The organism is Neisseriaceae bacterium (genome assembly GCA_016864895.1).
Taxonomy (GTDB): Bacteria; Pseudomonadota; Gammaproteobacteria; order Burkholderiales; family Neisseriaceae; genus QFNR01.
In genome coordinates this window covers 1,226,550-1,244,853 of record CP046107.1, presented here as the reverse complement: position 1 = coordinate 1,244,853, position 18,304 = coordinate 1,226,550, and the positions used below count along the sequence as shown (strand labels likewise).

General features: G+C 33.4%; 15 protein-coding genes, 1 tRNA gene and 1 pseudogene. 5 read left to right on the top strand and 12 right to left on the bottom strand.

Annotated features, from left to right (window positions below):
- Positions 1–96: 96 nt before the first annotated feature.
- The 5 genes from GKC53_05335 to GKC53_05315 form a co-directional block, all read right to left on the bottom strand.
- A complete protein-coding gene (locus GKC53_05335) occupies positions 97–1,020 on the bottom strand; it encodes a hypothetical protein (protein QRN41539.1) in 924 nt (307 codons plus the stop codon).
- 104 nt (positions 1,021–1,124) lie between these two features.
- Positions 1,125–1,655 carry a menaquinone-dependent protoporphyrinogen IX dehydrogenase gene (gene hemG, locus GKC53_05330; protein QRN41538.1) on the bottom strand — a complete coding sequence of 177 codons (531 nt, stop codon included), beginning with the start codon at positions 1,653–1,655 and terminating at the stop codon, positions 1,125–1,127.
- Positions 1,656–1,661: 6 nt separating this feature from the next.
- Positions 1,662–2,486: a serine O-acetyltransferase gene (gene cysE, locus GKC53_05325; GenBank protein ID QRN41537.1), complete on the bottom strand. Its 825-nt coding sequence runs from the start codon at positions 2,484–2,486 to the stop codon at positions 1,662–1,664.
- 14 nt (positions 2,487–2,500) lie between these two features.
- The gene (locus tag GKC53_05320) at positions 2,501–3,997 is read right to left on the bottom strand and encodes an Rne/Rng family ribonuclease (GenBank protein ID QRN41536.1); all 1,497 of its coding nucleotides are present in this window, start codon (positions 3,995–3,997) and stop codon (positions 2,501–2,503) included.
- 77 nt (positions 3,998–4,074) lie between these two features.
- The gene (locus tag GKC53_05315; GenBank protein ID QRN41535.1) at positions 4,075–5,178 is read right to left on the bottom strand and encodes a D-alanyl-D-alanine endopeptidase; all 1,104 of its coding nucleotides are present in this window, start codon (positions 5,176–5,178) and stop codon (positions 4,075–4,077) included.
- 296 nt (positions 5,179–5,474) lie between these two features.
- Here GKC53_05315 and GKC53_05310 point away from each other — a divergent pair, with 296 nt between their 5' ends.
- On the top strand, positions 5,475–6,659 hold the full coding sequence (locus GKC53_05310; GenBank protein ID QRN41534.1) for an acetylornithine/succinylornithine family transaminase: 1,185 nt from the start codon (positions 5,475–5,477) through the stop codon (positions 6,657–6,659).
- Positions 6,660–7,571 (top strand): ribokinase, encoded by a 912-nt coding sequence (locus GKC53_05305; GenBank protein ID QRN41533.1) that lies wholly within the window; start codon positions 6,660–6,662, stop codon positions 7,569–7,571.
- On the opposite strand, the gene GKC53_05300 is transcribed toward GKC53_05305, so the two are convergent.
- Entirely contained in the window at positions 7,568–9,892 is a 2,325-nt protein-coding gene (locus GKC53_05300) for a TonB-dependent receptor (GenBank protein ID QRN41532.1), read from the bottom strand. The genes GKC53_05305 and GKC53_05300 overlap by 4 nt on opposite strands.
- Positions 9,893–10,182: 290 nt before the next feature.
- Between GKC53_05300 and GKC53_05295 the strand changes: the two genes are divergently transcribed.
- The 3 genes and pseudogenes from GKC53_05295 (at position 10,183) to infC (ending at position 12,847) form a co-directional block, all read left to right on the top strand.
- Positions 10,183–10,259: transfer RNA gene (locus tag GKC53_05295), tRNA-Val, on the top strand.
- 140 nt (positions 10,260–10,399) lie between these two features.
- Positions 10,400–12,305, top strand: a pseudogene (gene thrS, locus GKC53_05290) (threonine--tRNA ligase).
- A gap of 17 nt (positions 12,306–12,322) precedes the next feature.
- Complete coding sequence (gene infC / locus GKC53_05285) at positions 12,323–12,847, top strand: translation initiation factor IF-3 (GenBank protein QRN41531.1); 525 nt, start codon at positions 12,323–12,325, stop codon at positions 12,845–12,847.
- Positions 12,848–12,919: 72 nt separating this feature from the next.
- Here the strand turns inward: infC and GKC53_05280 are convergent, their stop codons facing one another.
- The 6 genes from GKC53_05280 to lptF all read right to left on the bottom strand — a co-directional run bounded on the left by GKC53_05280 (position 12,920) and on the right by lptF (position 18,081).
- Positions 12,920–13,240 carry a DUF4282 domain-containing protein gene (locus GKC53_05280; GenBank protein QRN41530.1) on the bottom strand — a complete coding sequence of 107 codons (321 nt, stop codon included), beginning with the start codon at positions 13,238–13,240 and terminating at the stop codon, positions 12,920–12,922.
- A gap of 83 nt (positions 13,241–13,323) precedes the next feature.
- On the bottom strand, positions 13,324–13,449 hold the full coding sequence (gene rpmJ, locus GKC53_05275) for a 50S ribosomal protein L36 (GenBank protein ID QRN41529.1): 126 nt from the start codon (positions 13,447–13,449) through the stop codon (positions 13,324–13,326).
- Positions 13,450–13,725, bottom strand: coding sequence for a type B 50S ribosomal protein L31 (locus tag GKC53_05270; protein QRN41528.1), 276 nt, complete (start codon positions 13,723–13,725; stop codon positions 13,450–13,452).
- Positions 13,726–13,802: 77 nt separating this feature from the next.
- Positions 13,803–15,020, bottom strand: coding sequence for an aminotransferase class I/II-fold pyridoxal phosphate-dependent enzyme (locus tag GKC53_05265; protein ID QRN41527.1), 1,218 nt, complete (start codon positions 15,018–15,020; stop codon positions 13,803–13,805).
- 856 nt (positions 15,021–15,876) lie between these two features.
- Positions 15,877–16,965 (bottom strand): LPS export ABC transporter permease LptG, encoded by a 1,089-nt coding sequence (gene lptG / locus GKC53_05260; protein ID QRN41526.1) that lies wholly within the window; start codon positions 16,963–16,965, stop codon positions 15,877–15,879.
- Positions 16,966–18,081, bottom strand: a complete 1,116-nt coding sequence (lptF, locus tag GKC53_05255) for an LPS export ABC transporter permease LptF (GenBank protein QRN41525.1) — start codon at positions 18,079–18,081, stop codon at positions 16,966–16,968.
- Positions 18,082–18,304 lie beyond the last annotated feature (223 nt).

Here is an 18,304-nt window from a genome sequence, read left to right as displayed (position 1 = left end):
ACACAATATGACGGAAATCCTAAGTACCCCCCCAATCAAAAATAACAAAGAATGTCCCAGTTTATCTGTCAGATTCCACTGCATTTAACTAGTCGATCAATTCATAAATTGCTTAATAAGCTCCATTCTCATCTGAGTGATCATATAATCTAACTCTTGATATCGATTAATTAGATCAACATTAGCTCGAGAAACTTGTCCCTTTTTTTGCTCTGCTATAATTTTATCTTTCTTTTTAATCATTTGTAGTTTAACCTGATATGATTCAATCAATTTATTTAAATAAGCATTAACGCTTACATCGGAAGAATTAATGACTCTCAAAGAATTAATTATATTATTATTAGCAGCAACCAAACCAGGAGTTGCTTTTTTATTGAACTGGGCTTCATTTTTAATCAAGGGATCACTCAATAATTTTTGCTGCAAAACACTAACCTCAACTAATTCATTATTTAAGACACTTTGAATATACATAAAATCTTTCAGTGCTCCAGTTGTCTCATTGGCATACTTCTGAGTCAAGAGAACTTCTTTTTCCATTGCTGAAGTATATGCCAATTGTACCTGCTTACTCAAAGAATCCAGTTTAGCCTTAGACTGAGAAGACAATTTTTTATTCTCTCGATATTCACTAGCCAGTTGTGCCTGATAAGAACTGATTTCTTCACTTAATTGCGCTAAATGAATCAGACTATCTAAATACACTTTAACTTCAGGATCAGTTAGCTTGGTTTTTCTTAAAGCATCTAAAGTGTTCTTATTAATTTGATTATATTTTGTTTCCACTTGTACTTGTTTAACTTGAGTATCAATAACTCCTAATGATTTTAAGTATTGATTAAAATCAACTTGACCAATGTCTTTAGTATAAATTACTTGTAAAAATTGCTTCTCAGGTTCTTTAGCTATCTGTGCAACCCTTTGCCCAGTAGTAGACAATGCATTAGAGTTAGAAGTAGAACAACCTCCTACTATAAACAACGACATCAATATCACAGCTAGAAAACTTTTCTTCATATCAACCTCTTTATATTCATTAACCTTAAAGCATTCTACAAGAATTCAATTAAAATGACAAAGAACAATTTTTTCAGTATGTTCTATACAAAATATTGAGTGCACTACAATATACAATGAGCAAATTCAGTAACTTCGTTCCAATTAGTATATTCTATTTTTTGGCTTGTATCTGTTTCTCCTCCGGTTAGTTTCATAATCAAACGAATAACTTGTTTATCCCAAAATCGATACATGGGGTAGTTAAGTTCACCTGCAAAAACAGCAACTAAACTAGGTTTCCAATTGGTTCTATCTAAAAACTTTCGCGTATAAATATTATGATAGGGATTATTTTTTCCCTCTTTGCGAGCCACTAAATTCACAGCATAAAAAGCAGTCTTCTTTTGATTTAAAATGTGTGCATACTTTTGACTCATTTTAAAAAGATTTTTATCAAACTTTCCATAACGAACAGATGCTCCCACCACAATAACATCACAACCTACCATTATCTCTCTCATTAAAGGATACTCTGCTAAATTAAAAAAATTTATCTCATATTTAGGATTCATGGTGATAAATTCACTTGCAATAAAATTTGCAATTTTCCTGGTATATCCAAATCGACTAGAAATAATAAAAGCAATTTTCATAATAACCTAAATAACAAAATCCATATCATAATCCAGTATTTGATTCATTTCTTTAGATGGCATGTTATTATCTGTAGAATCAATAATTCTGGCAGGGACGCCCACAACAGTCACATGAGGAGGTACATTCCTGGTGACCACACTACCAGCCCCTATTCTAGACCATTCTCCAATGATAATATTACCCAAAATTGACGCATTTGCACCAATCATGACCCCATCTCTAACTTTGGGATGCCTGTCACCCGTTTCTTTCCCCGACCCCCCTAAAGTAACGCCATGCAATAAAGAAATATCATTACCTAATACTGCAGTCTCTCCTATTACAAGACCTGTCCCATGATCACTCATAATGCCTTGACCAATAGTAGCACCTGGATGGATATCTACACCAAATACTTCAGAACTACGATTTTGTAAAAACAATGCCAAAGTTCTATGATTATTCTTCCATAACCATTGATTAATACGATGAGTTTGAATAGCATGAAACCCCTTATAGTACAGTAAAGGCATAGAATACTGATCACACGCAGGATCTCTTTGATAGTAAGCTAAAATATCTTCTTCAACTGCATTAATAATTTCCTTATTTTCCCTAAAACAATCTAAAAAAATTTCATTTAACGCACGAGGATCCATAATCTGACTAGATAGCCTACTGGATAAATGAAATGCGAGGACTTCTGCTAAATTAGAACTTCTTAAAACAGTTAAGTGTAAGAAACCAGCCAGTATAGGCTCGTCCAACACAGCTTGTTCGACTTCTGATAAAATATTTTCCCATAAATCCTGCCCATAAATTTTTTGTTTATCGTATGCATTATTCATATATTTATCCAGAGCTAAACTGCAAATAACTCATAATCTTCTCGCTCAAATTCATTTCCTACCACCAAAGTAATTTTAGTTTGCAATGCTTCACAAAGTCTTAGTAAAGGAAGTGACTCCTCATCTAATAAACACTCAATCACGTCTGACGATGCAACAACTTTAATAGATTGGTAACCAAATTTATTGACTTCATTATAAATCAAGTGCATTATCTCGTAACATACCGTCTGAATTGATTTAATGTAACCATACCCGCCACAGTGCATACATCTTTCTGTCAATGCATTTTTTAAACTACTTCTAGTACGTTTACGTGTTAATTCAACTAACCCTAAGGCAGTAAATCCATTTAATGTTACTTTTGTCTTATCAAAACTGAGGTAATAAGCTAATTCCTGCAAAACCTTTGCTCTATGTACCTTATCTTCCATATCAATAAAGTCAACAATAATAATCCCACCAATATTGCGTAATCTGAGCTCTCTTGCCACCACTTGACAAGCTTCTAAATTTGTTTGATAGATTGTCGACTGAAAATTATTAGCACCAACAAATCCCCCAGTATTAACGTCAATGGTTGTCATTGATTCTGTAGATTCTATAATTAAATAGCCACCTCCCTTTAGATCCACTCTAGGGTAAAGCGCTTTTTTATAATCAACATGATAAAAACTAAATAAATCAACCTCATTATTATTTTCAAAATAAAAAATTTTATTTAATACTATTGGACAATAGCTCTCTGCAAAACTACGCATCTCCTGAAAAGTTACCAATGAATCAACTAAAATTTTTTGAGTATTGGAACCCACAAAATCTCTTAATAATCGCAAAGCAAGACTCAAATCTTTAAAAATCAATGATGGTGAAGATCTCAATATACTCTGACTTTTTATTTCTTTCCAAAAACGATCTAAAAAAATCAAATCTGCCTCCAACTCTTCAACTGTAGCTTCTGATGCTTTTGTTCTAACAATAAAGCCACCTTGATGATTGTTAGGAATAATAGATTCAAGTTTTTTTCTTAGAATTGCTTTCTGCTCTTCTGTCTCAATACGCTGAGAAACTCCAATATGATTGTCTTGGGGTAAGAAAACAAGATGACGACCAACTAAAGAAATCTGGGTTGTTACACGAGCTCCTTTATTACCAATGGGCTCTTTAATCACTTGAACTAATATAGACTGCCCCTCAAAAATAATCTTTTCAATTCTTTGAGGATTCTCAGGACTAACTCGATTTTCAACCAAGTCAACAAAATGCAAAAAAGCTGCCCTCTCTAAACCAATATCCACAAAAGCACTTTGCATTCCTGGTAAAATTCGTTTAACTTTACCTAAATAGATATTGCCAACAGTGTTAAGAGAAAAATTCCTTTCAATATGGAATTCACATAGTTCATTATTTTCATAAAATGCTACCTTGGTTTCTTGTGGCATCACACTAACCAGAACACTTTCAGGAGGAGCTTCCAATCCTTTAGGTAAAGGAATCCCTTGCTGTAACATAATTTTTCCAATATTAAAATGTTTTGCCTTGCACACCACCACACAAACGATATGCAAGTCAAACAACTTTAATTATTTTAGTAATAGCGACCACCAAACACTTCTCTTACATGCTCTGCATCCGATACCCTAGAATAAGAACTCGGGGCACCTAAAAATACTAAGTATACATTATCATCACCAAACTTACTTTTTACTACCATACAGCGTCCAGCTTCTTTAATATACCCAGTTTTTTGTAGGCCTACATTCCATTGCCCATTCCTAACTAAAACATTAGAATTTCTATACGTCAACATTTTGCCATTCTTGGCTCTTACTTGAGTCTGTTGATCAGTTGTATAATAGCGGATTAAAGGATAACGGTCAGCTGCTTGAGCCATTCTCACAATATCATAGGCTGTTGATTTATTTCGAGGATCCAGCCCAGTTGGCTCATAAAAAATAGTATTAGTCATTCCCAACTGCCTAGCCTTCGCATTCATAGCGCTTACAAAAGCTGTTTTACCACCTGGATAGTTACGAGCTAAAGCATGAATTGCCCTATTTTCACTACTCATTAGCCCTATATGTAACAATTCTTGCCTCATCAAAGTCGTCCCTACCGCTAAACGACTCCCTGATTTTTTCAGTCTATCTACATCCTCATCCGTAATGGTAATTGGTGTTGACATGTTTTGCTTACTATCTAAAAATACCATTGCAGCCATTAATTTTGTGATAGAGGCTAAAGAAGTTTGAATATGAGGATTTTTTTGATACATTACCTCTCCCGTTCTATCATTAATAACAATAGCCGAACGAGAGTAAAGAGAAGAATCCAAATAATTGCCCCACCGAAAACCGCCTTCATCTTTATTATCAACAGTCAAAATCATTACTTCTTTTACACTTTTGCTACCCGGCCTTGGATTATCCACAATTGTTTGAATAATTTTTTCTAAGTCATCTACTTTTTTATTGTTGTTATTGAGTTTAGTTTTTGATTGAGAAATTTGTGTCATTTTGATCAGATCAGGCTGGGATCCTTCGGGTTTAATTGTGGCAGACTGAACCTTAATGTCGATTACTCTCTTTAAGGGATCATCAAAATCATTCGCAGTAGCGATACTAACAGAAAAAAACAAAATTAATGTTGAAAAAACTAGTCGTCTTAATTTCTTATTTTTTAATTCACCCATGACGAAATCCTTTTGTTAACCAACCCTATGCCATCAATTTACCGATCAATCTACGGTGTTATGTTCCAAAACAGTCCAAAAAACTTCCAAAAAATTTTGTTCCAAATGCAATAATATACACGTAATATATATCATTAATTTTCAATGAGATAAAGTATTTTATTGTTTTTTTGAATAAAATATTTATACTACGCGAATAGATTAATAAAAAACTTAAAATTTATTTATACATTAACTAATTGATTTAATTAAAATAAAAAACTTAACACCATAGTATTATTATAGGAATTATTACCATGAAAAACTATATTACACCCAATTTCAAATTTGCTGACATAATTCCTGTAAAAGCTCAGGGAAACACAGTTTGGGATCAAAATAATAAAGATTATATTGATCTGCTAGGCGGTATCGCCGTTAATGCTTTAGGACACTGCAATCCCGATTTAATTCAAACAATACATGAACAAGCAGACAAACTATGGCACATTTCCAATACCTTCACAACCACTCCTGCTCAGGAATTAGCAGAGAAGTTTGTTAAAAATACTTTTGCCGAAAAAGTATTCTTGGCTAATTCTGGTGCTGAAGCGAACGAAGCCGCTTTGAAGTTAGCCAGAAAATATGCTCATGATCATTTTGGTTGCAAAAAAAACAAAATTGTTTCGTGCCATAATAGTTTTCATGGTAGAACTTTATTGACAGTCACAGTTGGAGGACAAGAAAAATATCAATCAGGATTTGGCCCTTTACCACCATCGATTTATTATACTGAATTTAATAACATCGAAACCTTAAAAGACATACTAGATGATGAAACTTGTGCCTTTATAGTAGAACCAATACAAGGTGAAGGTGGCGTCTTACCAGCCCATCTTGAGTTTTTAAAAATTGCAAGGGAACTTTGTAATAAATATAACATTGCATTCATTCTAGACGAAATCCAGACAGGTATGGGTAGAACCGGAAGCCTTTTTGCCTACCAACAATATCAAATTACTCCTGATATCCTCACTTCAGCAAAAGCCTTAGGTTGCGGTCTCCCTATTGGAGCCATGCTCACTACTAATCAGTTTGCAGAATCTTTTACACCTGGCTCTCACGGTACCACTTTCGGAGGAAATCCATTAATATGTGCTGTTGCTAATACAGCCTTCGATATCATCAATTCGGAAAATACATTAAATAATGTGAAGAGACAACATGAATTCTTTAAAACCGAGTTAACCCAAATTGCATCTGAAACCGGTAAATTTAAATTAATTCGTGGGAAAGGTTTATTGATTGGTTGTGTACTGGCGGATAGGTTTTTAGGTCAAGCTGGCCAATTAGTTAATGAAGCTCTCAAAGCTGGCGTGATTGTCAACCAAGCGGGGACAAATGTTATTCGCATGACGCCTAGTTTAATTATTGATGATGAAGATAGGCAAAAAGGATTAAATCGATTTAAAAAAGCAGTAGAACAATGGATACCTGAATAAATGATACCAAAAGTTACGGTCATAGGTAGTGTAAATCTTGATATTACCATTCAAACCAATAAATTCCCTAATATAGGTGAAACTATAATTGCGGATCAGGTCAGTCGCTTTGCAGGTGGAAAAGGTGCTAATCAAGCTGTAGCAGCTAAACGTTTAGGTGCTGATGTAACTTTTATAGGTACTTTTGGAGACGATGAACCAGGTAATTTTTTAATAGATACCTTAAAAAAGGAGAATATTGATTTAACATTCAGTCAAATCACTAAATATCGTAATACAGGAACTGCCTATATTATTTCTTCCAATGGCGATAATCTAATTATCGTTGATTCCGGTGCAAACCAGTATATTACATGTGACTATATTAATTCGATTGAAAATATTTTACAGCAAAGTGACATCATTTTATTACAGCTAGAAATCCCATTAAATACAGTATGGCATATTTGTAACCTATCTTACCAATACAATATTCCTGTAATCTTAAACCCTGCACCTTCAGCCATAATACCCAAAGAAATATTACAGAAAGTCAGCGCTATTACACCTAATGAACATGAAATTTTAGAAATAATACATTCAGACTATCAAGTTCATTGTATAGAAAATGTTTTTGATTTACTTAAAGAAAAAATCATCATGACCAATGGCCAACATGGCGTCTTATACTATCAAAATAACACAATACAATCACAACCAGCCTACCAAGTGAATGTTTCCGATACAACAGGAGCGGGGGATGTTTTTAATGGTGCTCTAGCCACTTTCTGGCACCAAGGATTAGAAGAAGCTGTCACCCTAGCCAATGCAGCAGCCTCTCTCTCTGTCACAAAACTAGGAGCTCAAAGCGGATCCCCCACTTATCAAGAACTAAAGTATTTTTTACATCAATATCGTTATTCTAATGGCTAAAATGTCCATTTAGTTGACAAACTTATATTTCTTGCACTTCCTGGTAGGCTATTAAATGAACTCCTATACTTTGTATTAGTTATATTATTGAACTTTAAAACCAGCTGTACCTTACTATTTTCTCCAACCTTAGGAGAAATTCCGGCCGATAAATTCGCAGTTACCCAACCACCAAGTGGGGTCATTGGCTTATTTCCTCCTGGATTATTAGGGTTTAGCTCTGGAGCTAATGTTACTCGACTTGCACCTCTGACATAGACATCAACCCAAAATGGTATTCTCGACTCATTGTTATCATAGCGAACACCCATTTTTCCAGATAATTTGGGTGTATCTGTAGCATACGTTTCTCGATTAGCCAAAGTTTCTTTTCTCTTTATCCATGCCATATCTATATATGGTGTGACTTGAGAGTTAGGAATTAAATAACTTAAACCTAACTCCAAACCATAGGTTTTCGCTCTATCAGCATTTGCATAAATAGCACTAGGTCTAAATCTAGATACGTTAGAGCATAAAGGGTTGTCTCTACAACTTCTAAGTGATATATAATCCTTTGACTTGGTCAAAAAAAGTACGCCATCCAGACTTAAGTTAGAATGTGCATATCGAGCACCCAACTCAATATTTTTAGAAGTTTCTGATTTCAATCTCGGATTTGGTAAACTAGCTATGCCCCCTGCATCTGTACTAATAAATAATTGCATTAGATTAGGTGTAATATAGCCCTCTGAATAACCAATTCTAAAACTTGAATTGGGCACCCCTGTATAAACTAAACTTATCGCCTTCAATAATTTATTTTCTTTTACCCCTTTCTGGGTTACTCCATCACTAGAATGATTTAGTTTAGCTGCAATTTTATAGTAGCGTAAACCAGTTGTTAACTTAAGGGTATCTGACACCTGCCATTCATCTTGACCAAACAATGAAACTGTATTCATATTAGCGTTATATTGCCCCATATGTACTTTTTTAATTTCGTTAGGAATAAATTTTAGACGCAAATTACTTAAGGGTTTGGGAATGAAATCAGAAATAGTAATATTCGTCAGCTTATCACTCTCTAATCTGTCTGACAAATAGTTAATTCCCGCTATGACATAATGATTCCAAGGCAACTGAAAATCAATCTGAAATGTCCCACCATAATTGGTCAATTTATCATCAGAATAATTAGCGATAGAAAATTTTACAGGTTTTAATATAGGTGATAGACCACTAATAGCTCTAGGGATTATTCTTTCCACATAACCTGGGACATGCCCCTTAACAAATAACATCGTAAAATCATCAGTTTCAAAAATATTAGAATTAAGTGAGTTTTCAAATCCCCTTACAACAGTTTGGTAAAAAGTATCAAAATGAATTTTTTTCACTAAAGAATTAATATCTTCCCCGTCATAAAAAAAACCTATTTTCCGTTTATCTCGCTTAGGTAAATTAATATCAAAAGAATTAAGTGGCATAAATCCACTGTGCAAAATACCAGGCTCTCTCCAGTTTTCAGAACTTAACTTAGAAGATTCTAACTTCATCCTTATAAAGTGGTTTAAATTTTCCCCCAAAGTGTATCCGAAACTTAAATTAACTCCTTCTGATTTTCGTTTGGTATGCTCTAATCTAAGTGAATAAGCACTATAGCTACTTCTAGGAGTTTTAATCTCTTTATGATCTTCTTTATAAGCAGCCAAACGATAACCAAATTGATTGATTTGACCCAAAATGGCAGTATTCAAAAGCCAACCACCAGATTCACCATAATAAATCGAACCAATCTCTCCATTAATCGCCTTAACTCCACCGCCACTTTTAGTTGTAATATTAACTACTCCACCAATTGCTTTAGAACCATATAAAACTGAGGCTGGCCCATGTACAACCTCAATCGAATCTACTTCTGAAATATTCTCTAATATTGGTGTACCATAATTACTGTGATCAGTTAATTCCTGTCCATCAATTAATACTGTTACTCTTCTTGAATTCTCACCTCTAATCCTCACTCTTTTTGTTCCTGCACTATTTGAATCTGTCACCTCTATACCGGCAGTGCCATCCAACGCTTCAGCTACACTACTTACTGGATTATTATCTAACGTTCGTCGATTAATGACTGTGATGGTATGAGGATTATTCTTAACCATCCCTTTAGAACGTGTGCCTATGACAGTAATATCATCCAATTTAGTAACAGCTTTTTCTGACAGTTCATCTGCAATGATCAAAGCAGGACTAAGGCTAAGAAAAAGAACTGATAATTTTAATCGAGGTAAATTTTTCCTAGAATCTGAATATAAAAAATTTAATAATAATGACATAAAAACACCATTTGTTGTTTGATAATAATAATCAATAATATTAAATTACAATAATATTGACAATAACTAAACTTGATTTTAATGCAATATTAAAGTAAATAGTCAATAAAAATTAAAGTAAATATTCAATAGAAATATCCAGTTTACCTTTATCCTTAAAATACAACTAAGTATGTCTTATTATTGTTTATAAAAAATAATAAAAAATTAAAAATCCTTTAAATATTTTAGAATTTATATTTGCAAGCTTTCATTAATCTAGATAAAATTGGGCGTTCGGAAATAGATAGAGGCATGTAGCTCAGCTGGTTAGAGCATCACCTTGACATGGTGGGGGTCGTTGGTTCGAGTCCAATCATGCCTACCATTTGATTAATAAATCAAAACAAAATGACTACCACTATTGACACACTATTAAAATTAAAGATGTACTATCATAATACTGCTTGTATAATTTGTGATGACTGTATCGCATTGTAAAATTATTATAGGAATGGAACGATTAATATGCCTCAAATCACTTTGCCGGATGGCTCGATTAAAAGTTTTGACACACCTGTTACAATTACAAACTGTAGCTGAAACCATAGGAACAGGTCTGGCAAAAGCAACCATCGCGGGGAAAGTTGATCATCAATTAGTGGATTCGTCTTATTTAATCGAGAAGGATGCCAGTGTTAAGATCATCACAGTAAGTAGTGAGGAAGGATTAGAAATTATTCGACACTCCACTGCTCATTTACTAGCGTACGCAGTTCAATCATTATTTCCTGATGCTCAGGTAGCCATTGGACCAGTTATTGAAAACGGTTTTTATTACGATTTCTCTTATAAGCGCCCTTTCACACCGGAAGATCTGAAAAATATTGAAGCAAAAATGCATGAATTAAACAGGGAAAAACACCCAATAGAACGTTTACCGATAAATCGAAATGAGGCTATCAATTTTTTCTTAAACAAAGGTGAAAAATATAAAGCTGAAATTATCCAAGGTATCCCTGAAAATGAAGTATTGAGTCTTTATAAAATGGGAGATTTTATTGATTTATGTAAAGGCCCTCATGTTCCTAATACTAGCTTTTTAAAAGTCTTTAAATTGATGAAAGTAGCTGGTGCCTACTGGCGAGGAGACAGTAATAACGAAATGCTACAAAGAATCTATGGAACTGCTTGGATTACTAAAGAAGAACTTAAAGATTATTTATTCAAATTACAAGAAGCAGAAAAGAGAGATCATAGAAAATTAGGTAAAGAACTAGATTTATTTCACCTACAGGAAGAAGCGCCAGGTATGATTTTTTGGCATGCCAAAGGTTGGAATATTTGGCAAGAAATAGAACAATATCTAAGAAAAGAATTAAATCTGGCTAATTATCAAGAAGTTAAAACACCTATCATTATGGGTCGATCTCTATGGGAACACTCAGGACATTGGGATAATTATCAAGAAAATATGTTCATCACAGAATCTGAAAAAAGAGTATATGCCATTAAACCTATGAACTGCCCCGCTCATATAGAAATTTTCAAACGCAAGATTCACTCATATAGGGATCTCCCTCTAAGAATAGCCGAATTTGGAAGCTGCCACCGTAATGAACCTTCTGGTGCGTTGCATGGCTTGATGAGGGTAAGAGGCTTTATCCAAGATGATGCTCACATTTTTTGTACCGAAAATCAGATTGAATCAGAATTATTTAACTTTCACCAACTTTTAATGAAAATCTATAAAATTTTTGGTTTTGAGGATATAGCAGTCAAATTAAGCCTCAGGCCAGAAAAAAGGGCAGGTTCTGATGAAGTATGGGATAAAGCTGAACAAGATCTAAGAAATGCACTTACAGCCTGCAATGTAGAATGGGAAGAACTTGAGGGGGAAGGTGCTTTCTATGGCCCCAAGGTAGAATATCATATTAAAGATAGCATTGGACGCTCTTGGCAATGTGGTACTATTCAGTTAGACTTCGTCTTGCCCTCTCGATTAGGTGCAGAATATGTTACTGAACATAATGAAAAAGCCAATCCTATAATGTTACACAGGGCAATTATCGGTTCATTCGAAAGATTTATTGCCATATTAATAGAGCATTATGCAGGACAATTCCCCCTATGGCTATCTCCTGTACAAGTTGCAATCCTTAACATTACTGAAAATCAATCTGACTACTGCTATAAACTTAATGAAAAATTACAAAATATTGGCATTAGAACCACCTTAGATATCCGAAATGAGAAAATAGGGTTTAAAATACGCGAACAACATTTGCAAAAAATCCCATATATCGTCATTATAGGAGATAGAGAAAAAGAAAGTGATACAATTTCAGTACGCCATAAATCAAAAGAATTAGGCACCATGAAATCAGATGATTTTATTATAAGATTACAAACTGAAATTAAAAATTTTAACTAACTATTATAGGAGATTTTATCATCGCTCAAGAAAAGAAAACTCGTATTAACGATGAGATAACAGTAACAAATGTACGTTTAATTGATCAAAATGGACAACAAGTAGGCATTGTGCCCATCTCAAGTGCGCTCAATACTGCATATGACGCAGGTTTAGATCTGGTTGAAATATCTCCAACGGCTAAACCACCTGTATGTAGGATTATAGATTTTGGTAAATTCAAATATGAACAAGCTAAAAAAATGGATGAGGCCAAGAAAAAGCAAAAGCAAATTCAAATTAAAGAAATTAAATTTAGACCTAGTACTGATGAAGGTGATTACATTGTTAAATTAAGAAATATTAGAAGATTCATTAATGATGGCAATAAAGTAAAAGTAACACTCCGCTTTAGAGGTCGTGAAATGGCTCACCAACAACTAGGTTTACAATTACTGGATAGGGTAAAAGATGACTTACAAAATGAAATTACAGTCGAACAATATCCTAAACTTGAAGGTCGACAAATGGTTATGATGATCGCACCTCAAAAGAAAAAGTGACCCCTTACAGTGACAAAAAAATAGTGTGAATAAGATTCACACTATTTTCTATATTATCAATTTGTTCCTTAATTAATTAGTTTTATTATAATTGGTTTTATTATTGATTTCCCGCAAGTTTTGACGAATATCAAAAACAACCATAACAAATTCGGTTGCTATCCTAACAAATAAAAGACTTAACACCAATCTCCAAGTACCCCCCCACAAGGATGACAAAACCCCAAAAAAACCATCACTGCGCATGAGATCCTCATAAATCATCGAAATACCCATAAGTATGATAACCAGCACCCCAATATTAAACATGAAAGTTATAACAGAAGGAGTAATAAATTTATTAAATGAAAAAAAATTCCTAAGCTGAAAATCATTCCCTTGCTTATTAAGCATAACTTATTTCCCTTCTTTCATTGAATAAAAACAAACTGCAAGAACGTTTTCACTACAATCAAGTTGATTATCTTTTTAGGTGATTATCTTTGTCTTGCTTTAAATTTAGGATTACTCTTACAAATCACGTAAACCTTTCCACGACGGCGTACAACCTGACAATCACGATGACGTGTCTTAGCTGATTTTAAAGATGAAACTATTTGCATTTAACTACCTTTCTTTCTCAAAGATCCCATCATAGACTGATAGCGTTGATTAAATTTACTAGCACGACCTTCATTGTTGTATTCTCGCTGCTTACCCGTATAAACAGGGTGGGAAGCTGCCGAAGTATCCAACATAAAAACTGGATATTCATGACCATCTTCCCATTTCATTGTCTGATTAGTAGGGGTACAAGATGGAATGACCCAACCTTTATTAGCACCACTATCAAAAAACAGAACTTCTCTATAATTCTCTGGATGAATCCCGTCCTTCATTCCTATCTCCAACAACTTAAAAAATAAATAAGCCACGTATTATCACTTATCTCTCTATTAAAATCAATATAATTTTGCTAACTTTGTGAGTAACCTGATAAAAATCGTTCCAATTTTTTCATTGCTATCTCTAGCTGGTATGCATACGGCAAAGTAACTATCCTAAAATGATCCGGTTTATCCCAATTAAATCCACGCCCGTGTACGACTAAAACTTTTTCCTGTTGTAAAAAATCTAATACAAATTTTGCGTCATCAGTAATATTAAATTTTTTAATATCTATTTTAGGAAAACAGTACAATGCACCCATTTGTTTCACACAACTGATTCCCGGTATTTCATTCAATAAATTATAGACAATATTTCTTTGCTCCAATAATCTCCCACCTGGTAACACAAATTCATCAATACTTTGATAACCCCCAAGTGCTGTCTGAATACCTACTTGCATAGGAACATTCGCACACAAACGCATAGAGGAAAGTGTGTCTAAGCCCTCGATATAACCTCTAGCATGATTTTTGGGGCCATTAATAACCATCCATCCCTGTCTAAAACCAGCCAATCTATATGCTTTAGATAGCCCATTCATAGTTATCGTCAATAAGTCAGGTGCTAAAGCAGCTATATGATAATGAATCACACCATCGTAAATAATTTTTTCATAAATTTCATCTGAAAAAATAATAATACCACTCTTCCTCGCCACTTCTACAACTTCTAACAGCACCTCTTTACTATATACAGCACCCGTTGGATTGTTTGGATTAATAATAACGATTGCTTTAGTATTAGATGTAATCTTACTTTTTATATCTGCAATATCAGGATACCAGTTAGCTTCCTCATCACATAAATAGTATACAGCCTTCCCCCCAGCCAAATTAACTGCTGCAGTCCACAATGGATAATCAGGCCTAGGAATTAATACCTCATCCCCACTATTAAGCAAGCCTTGCATACACATCATAATTAGTTCGGAAACACCATTTCCAATATAAACATCATTAATATCAATAGAATGAAGGCCTTTGTTTTGATAATACTGCACTACTGCCTTTCTAGCCGAGTACAATCCTTTAGAATCACAATAACCCTGAGATTGTGATAAATTGTTAATAATATCCATCAATATCTCTTCAGGTGCATCGAATCCGAAAGGTGCGGGATTTCCTATATTTAGTTTCAGAATTTTATTACCTTCTTCCTCTAAACGACACGCCTCTTTGTGTACAGGCCCTCTTATTTCATAGCAAACATCTTGTAACTTATCTGATTTCGGAAAGTAGTCCATAGATAACACACTGAAAATAACTCATAATGCTTGATTGTACTCTAAATTTTTCTCTAAGTTAACAACCCTTATCAATTCTAGGCTACTACTATAACTCATTAACAAAATAGGATTAAATTATTCATTAAAATCACTATATCTGTTTACTAAATTAGCTGGACACTCATACTCTAAAAAAAAAGATAATTCAATTAGAGAACAATTAAAGACAAGGTTAGTGATATAAAAGATACTATCAAAAATCAAGTAGTAAAACTCAAAGAAAATTCTGGAAAAAGCTAAGAACAGTCAAACAAAATCATTAGCAATCCAAAATTCTCTCTATCTATAGAGAATAAATTAAGAAAAGACATTTTTAACAGTCAAAAGAAGACTAACAGTACAATAAACGATTACTTGCCATTCTTATGTACTCATCCTTGTACAGACACCAATACATATATCCTTTGCTCTTAATTCTTAAATAAGAATATTCCCAATGTGCTTGATCTATTGGACAAATGAAAACCACTAGTACCCGAAGATTATCAAAGAGTAATCATTGTCTTAGCTGAATACAATCTCTCCTTCATCCAATACGAGTGTTCCTCATGACAGTCAAATAAAAAATACCTGGAAAATAGTTAAACCTGATACCTTATTAATTACCTACCAATTCTACAAATGTCCTTTTTTAAACTCTTCTCTATTTTTAACCTATAAATTATTTTCTCACATCAAGAACATGTATTCATGTCAAACAAGCCAATCAGCATTTGGCCACTTCACTTCATCTGACAAATCATTAAAAATATCATTCCTACAGCTGTATTAAAAAAAATGGTTGTACCACTAACACTTCAATCATCTCTTTATATCATGTTCTAGTCATGTATCCCCTATCCTGGCAATATAAAACGGTAATTAGAACTCCCACAAATATAAGAGTTGGCAAGGCTGCAAACCAAATAGGATTAATATTGCTAATTTGAGTAAAAAAACCTAAAAATCTTATACTAAAAAAGTAAATAAATCCCACTAATAGACTCAATATAATTTTTAATCCAACATTTCTATGACGCCCCATAATAGGGGTAAAAATCAGAGCTATGAGAACCATAACTAACAGAGAAGAAGGGTAAAAAATTTTTTTCCACATTTCCACTTCATAATCAATTGTTTTCTGATGGTTTTTATTAAGATAATTTATATATTGCTGAAGATTTTGTACAGACATATTTTTCGGCTTGTTGACCAATATATTTAATAAGTCCAAATTAAAATTAGGCTTCCAAATCTCATCATTAGAAATAGTGCTACTAATCTCTCGATCTTGAAAAGTGACTGTGGAAACATCTTTTAATCTCCATGTATTGGAACCTTCATATTCCCCCATTTTAGAAAATTTAATATAGCCTAATTTTTTGTTATCGATTAGTTGGTAACGTAAAATATTTTTAAACGTATAGTCAGGTAATACCTCCCATAATTCAATTATCTCGTTATCTAACTTTAACCACACATTATATTTACCAAGCATATTGACGTTTGCGACTTTAGATCTTGCTATGATATGGTCTGTTATCTCCTCAGAAGGGGGCACCAAATACTCCCCCAATAATGCCAATAACATACCAGCTATCACTGAAAACCCTAATAAAATCCGAACAACTTTGAAAAGAGAAACCCCACTAGTGAGTATCACTACATATTCATTATTCCTAACCAATCTAGTTAGTGCAATAATCGCCCCAATCAAAACTGCAATAGGTGCTATTTGATAAACATAAACAGGTATTCGAATAAACATGTACTGTAAGGTCATGAAAAAATATTTTGATTCTTTAATAAAATCTCCACCTTTAAACAAAGTATCAAATAACCCATATAAAACAACCAAAACCAATAAAGAAGACAAAACAGCTTGAAATAAATTAGAAAAAAGATATCTAGAAAGCTTATTCACTTAAACAACCTCTTTTCTAAAAAATGTTCTTAAAAAACTAAGAAATCCAGCCTTAGGTGCCAGTCTATATTGAAGAAAGATCCAGGTGACAAACAACATAATACTATGAACAGTAAATAATCCAGGCCAGAACCCAATGATTTCTTTAGCAATCAAATTTCTCATTAAAATTAAGGCATTTTGATATATAAAAAATACGACAACGGCAATAATAATATTGTAATTTCTATTGACTCTTGGATTGTTATAAGCAAGAGGAATGGCAAATAAAGCCAATATAATAGCCATGATTGGGATTGATAAACGCCACATCAGCGTACTTTCTAATATAGGGTCTTTACTACTCAAAAGCATCTTACTAGGCAACCAATCCTTATGTGTCAACAAATCAATATCTTTTACCTCTGATTCGTTTGATTGCATAAAGTACTCTACCTTAGGCACAGTAAAGATACTAAAATCTACACGGTTTGGATACCCTAAATAACGATTTGCATCACGTAAAGTAATTTTAACATCACCACTATCCAAATCAATAGAGCCCCTTTTCGCTAATGTAATCTCAAATTTCCCAGAATTAGGATCTGCTATATGACTAAAAAATGACTGAAAATCATTAGTCTTAGGATCAAATTCTTCTACAAAAATGACCCCGTTGGGTACTGGCATAAAAACCCCCTGTTCTATGAAATCTAGACTAGGCTGCTTCCTAAGATATTCGGAATACTGAAAACTTTTGTCATTGATAAAAGGTACTAGATACAAGGTCAAGAATAGTAGAACTAACACAAAAGGTAAACTAAATAAAGAAATAGGAATAATCCATTTCTTTAAAGAAACCCCACTTGATAGCCAAACTATCATTTCACTATTGTGCCAATATCCTGTCAATACATTTAAAACACTAATATAACAAGTAACACACAACAGCAAAGGTAATAATGCAATGGTAGATACACTCATAACAGTGGCAAATAAATCAACACTTATCAACCCTCTTGCCACTTGACCCAATAAATTAACGAACTGGATAAAGAGTAAAATAATAAGCAAAATAGAAAATATACCAACAGAATTAATACTTAATTCTTTGATCACCTGTCTTTGATAAATCATCGTTTTAAATACTTTTTAAAATAATATTATACTGGATTTATGTTATCATTGTTCATTATCCGAATCATTTAAATATTTTAGAGAAGATAGATTATGAAATTTAACCTAACCAACATCCATAAGATCCCCAATAATTCTTCCTGTGGTCATTTATTCTTTATACAATCTCCAGTTAAACCAAGATCACTTGAACCGTTCAATTTAGCTGATTTCGAACCATTGT

Bases quoted from the DNA above. Each gene is read 5' to 3' on its own strand.
- GKC53_05300 (QRN41532.1), bottom strand. From the start codon at position 9,892: ATGTCATTATTATTAAATTTTTTATATTCAGATTCTAGGAAAAATTTA.
- GKC53_05335 (QRN41539.1), bottom strand. From the start codon at position 1,020: ATGAAGAAAAGTTTTCTAGCTGTGATATTGATGTCGTTGTTTATAGTA.
- GKC53_05305 (QRN41533.1), top strand. From the start codon at position 6,660: ATGATACCAAAAGTTACGGTCATAGGTAGTGTAAATCTTGATATTACC.
- GKC53_05270 (QRN41528.1), bottom strand. From the start codon at position 13,725: ATGAAGGACGGGATTCATCCAGAGAATTATAGAGAAGTTCTGTTTTTT.
- GKC53_05265 (QRN41527.1), bottom strand. From the start codon at position 15,020: ATGGACTACTTTCCGAAATCAGATAAGTTACAAGATGTTTGCTATGAA.
- lptF (QRN41525.1), bottom strand. From the start codon at position 18,081: ATGATTTATCAAAGACAGGTGATCAAAGAATTAAGTATTAATTCTGTT.
- GKC53_05320 (QRN41536.1), bottom strand. From the start codon at position 3,997: ATGTTACAGCAAGGGATTCCTTTACCTAAAGGATTGGAAGCTCCTCCT.
- rpmJ (QRN41529.1), bottom strand. From the start codon at position 13,449: ATGCAAATAGTTTCATCTTTAAAATCAGCTAAGACACGTCATCGTGAT.
- GKC53_05310 (QRN41534.1), top strand. From the start codon at position 5,475: ATGAAAAACTATATTACACCCAATTTCAAATTTGCTGACATAATTCCT.
- hemG (QRN41538.1), bottom strand. From the start codon at position 1,655: ATGAAAATTGCTTTTATTATTTCTAGTCGATTTGGATATACCAGGAAA.
- GKC53_05280 (QRN41530.1), bottom strand. From the start codon at position 13,240: ATGCTTAATAAGCAAGGGAATGATTTTCAGCTTAGGAATTTTTTTTCA.
- GKC53_05315 (QRN41535.1), bottom strand. From the start codon at position 5,178: ATGGGTGAATTAAAAAATAAGAAATTAAGACGACTAGTTTTTTCAACA.
- cysE (QRN41537.1), bottom strand. From the start codon at position 2,486: ATGAATAATGCATACGATAAACAAAAAATTTATGGGCAGGATTTATGG.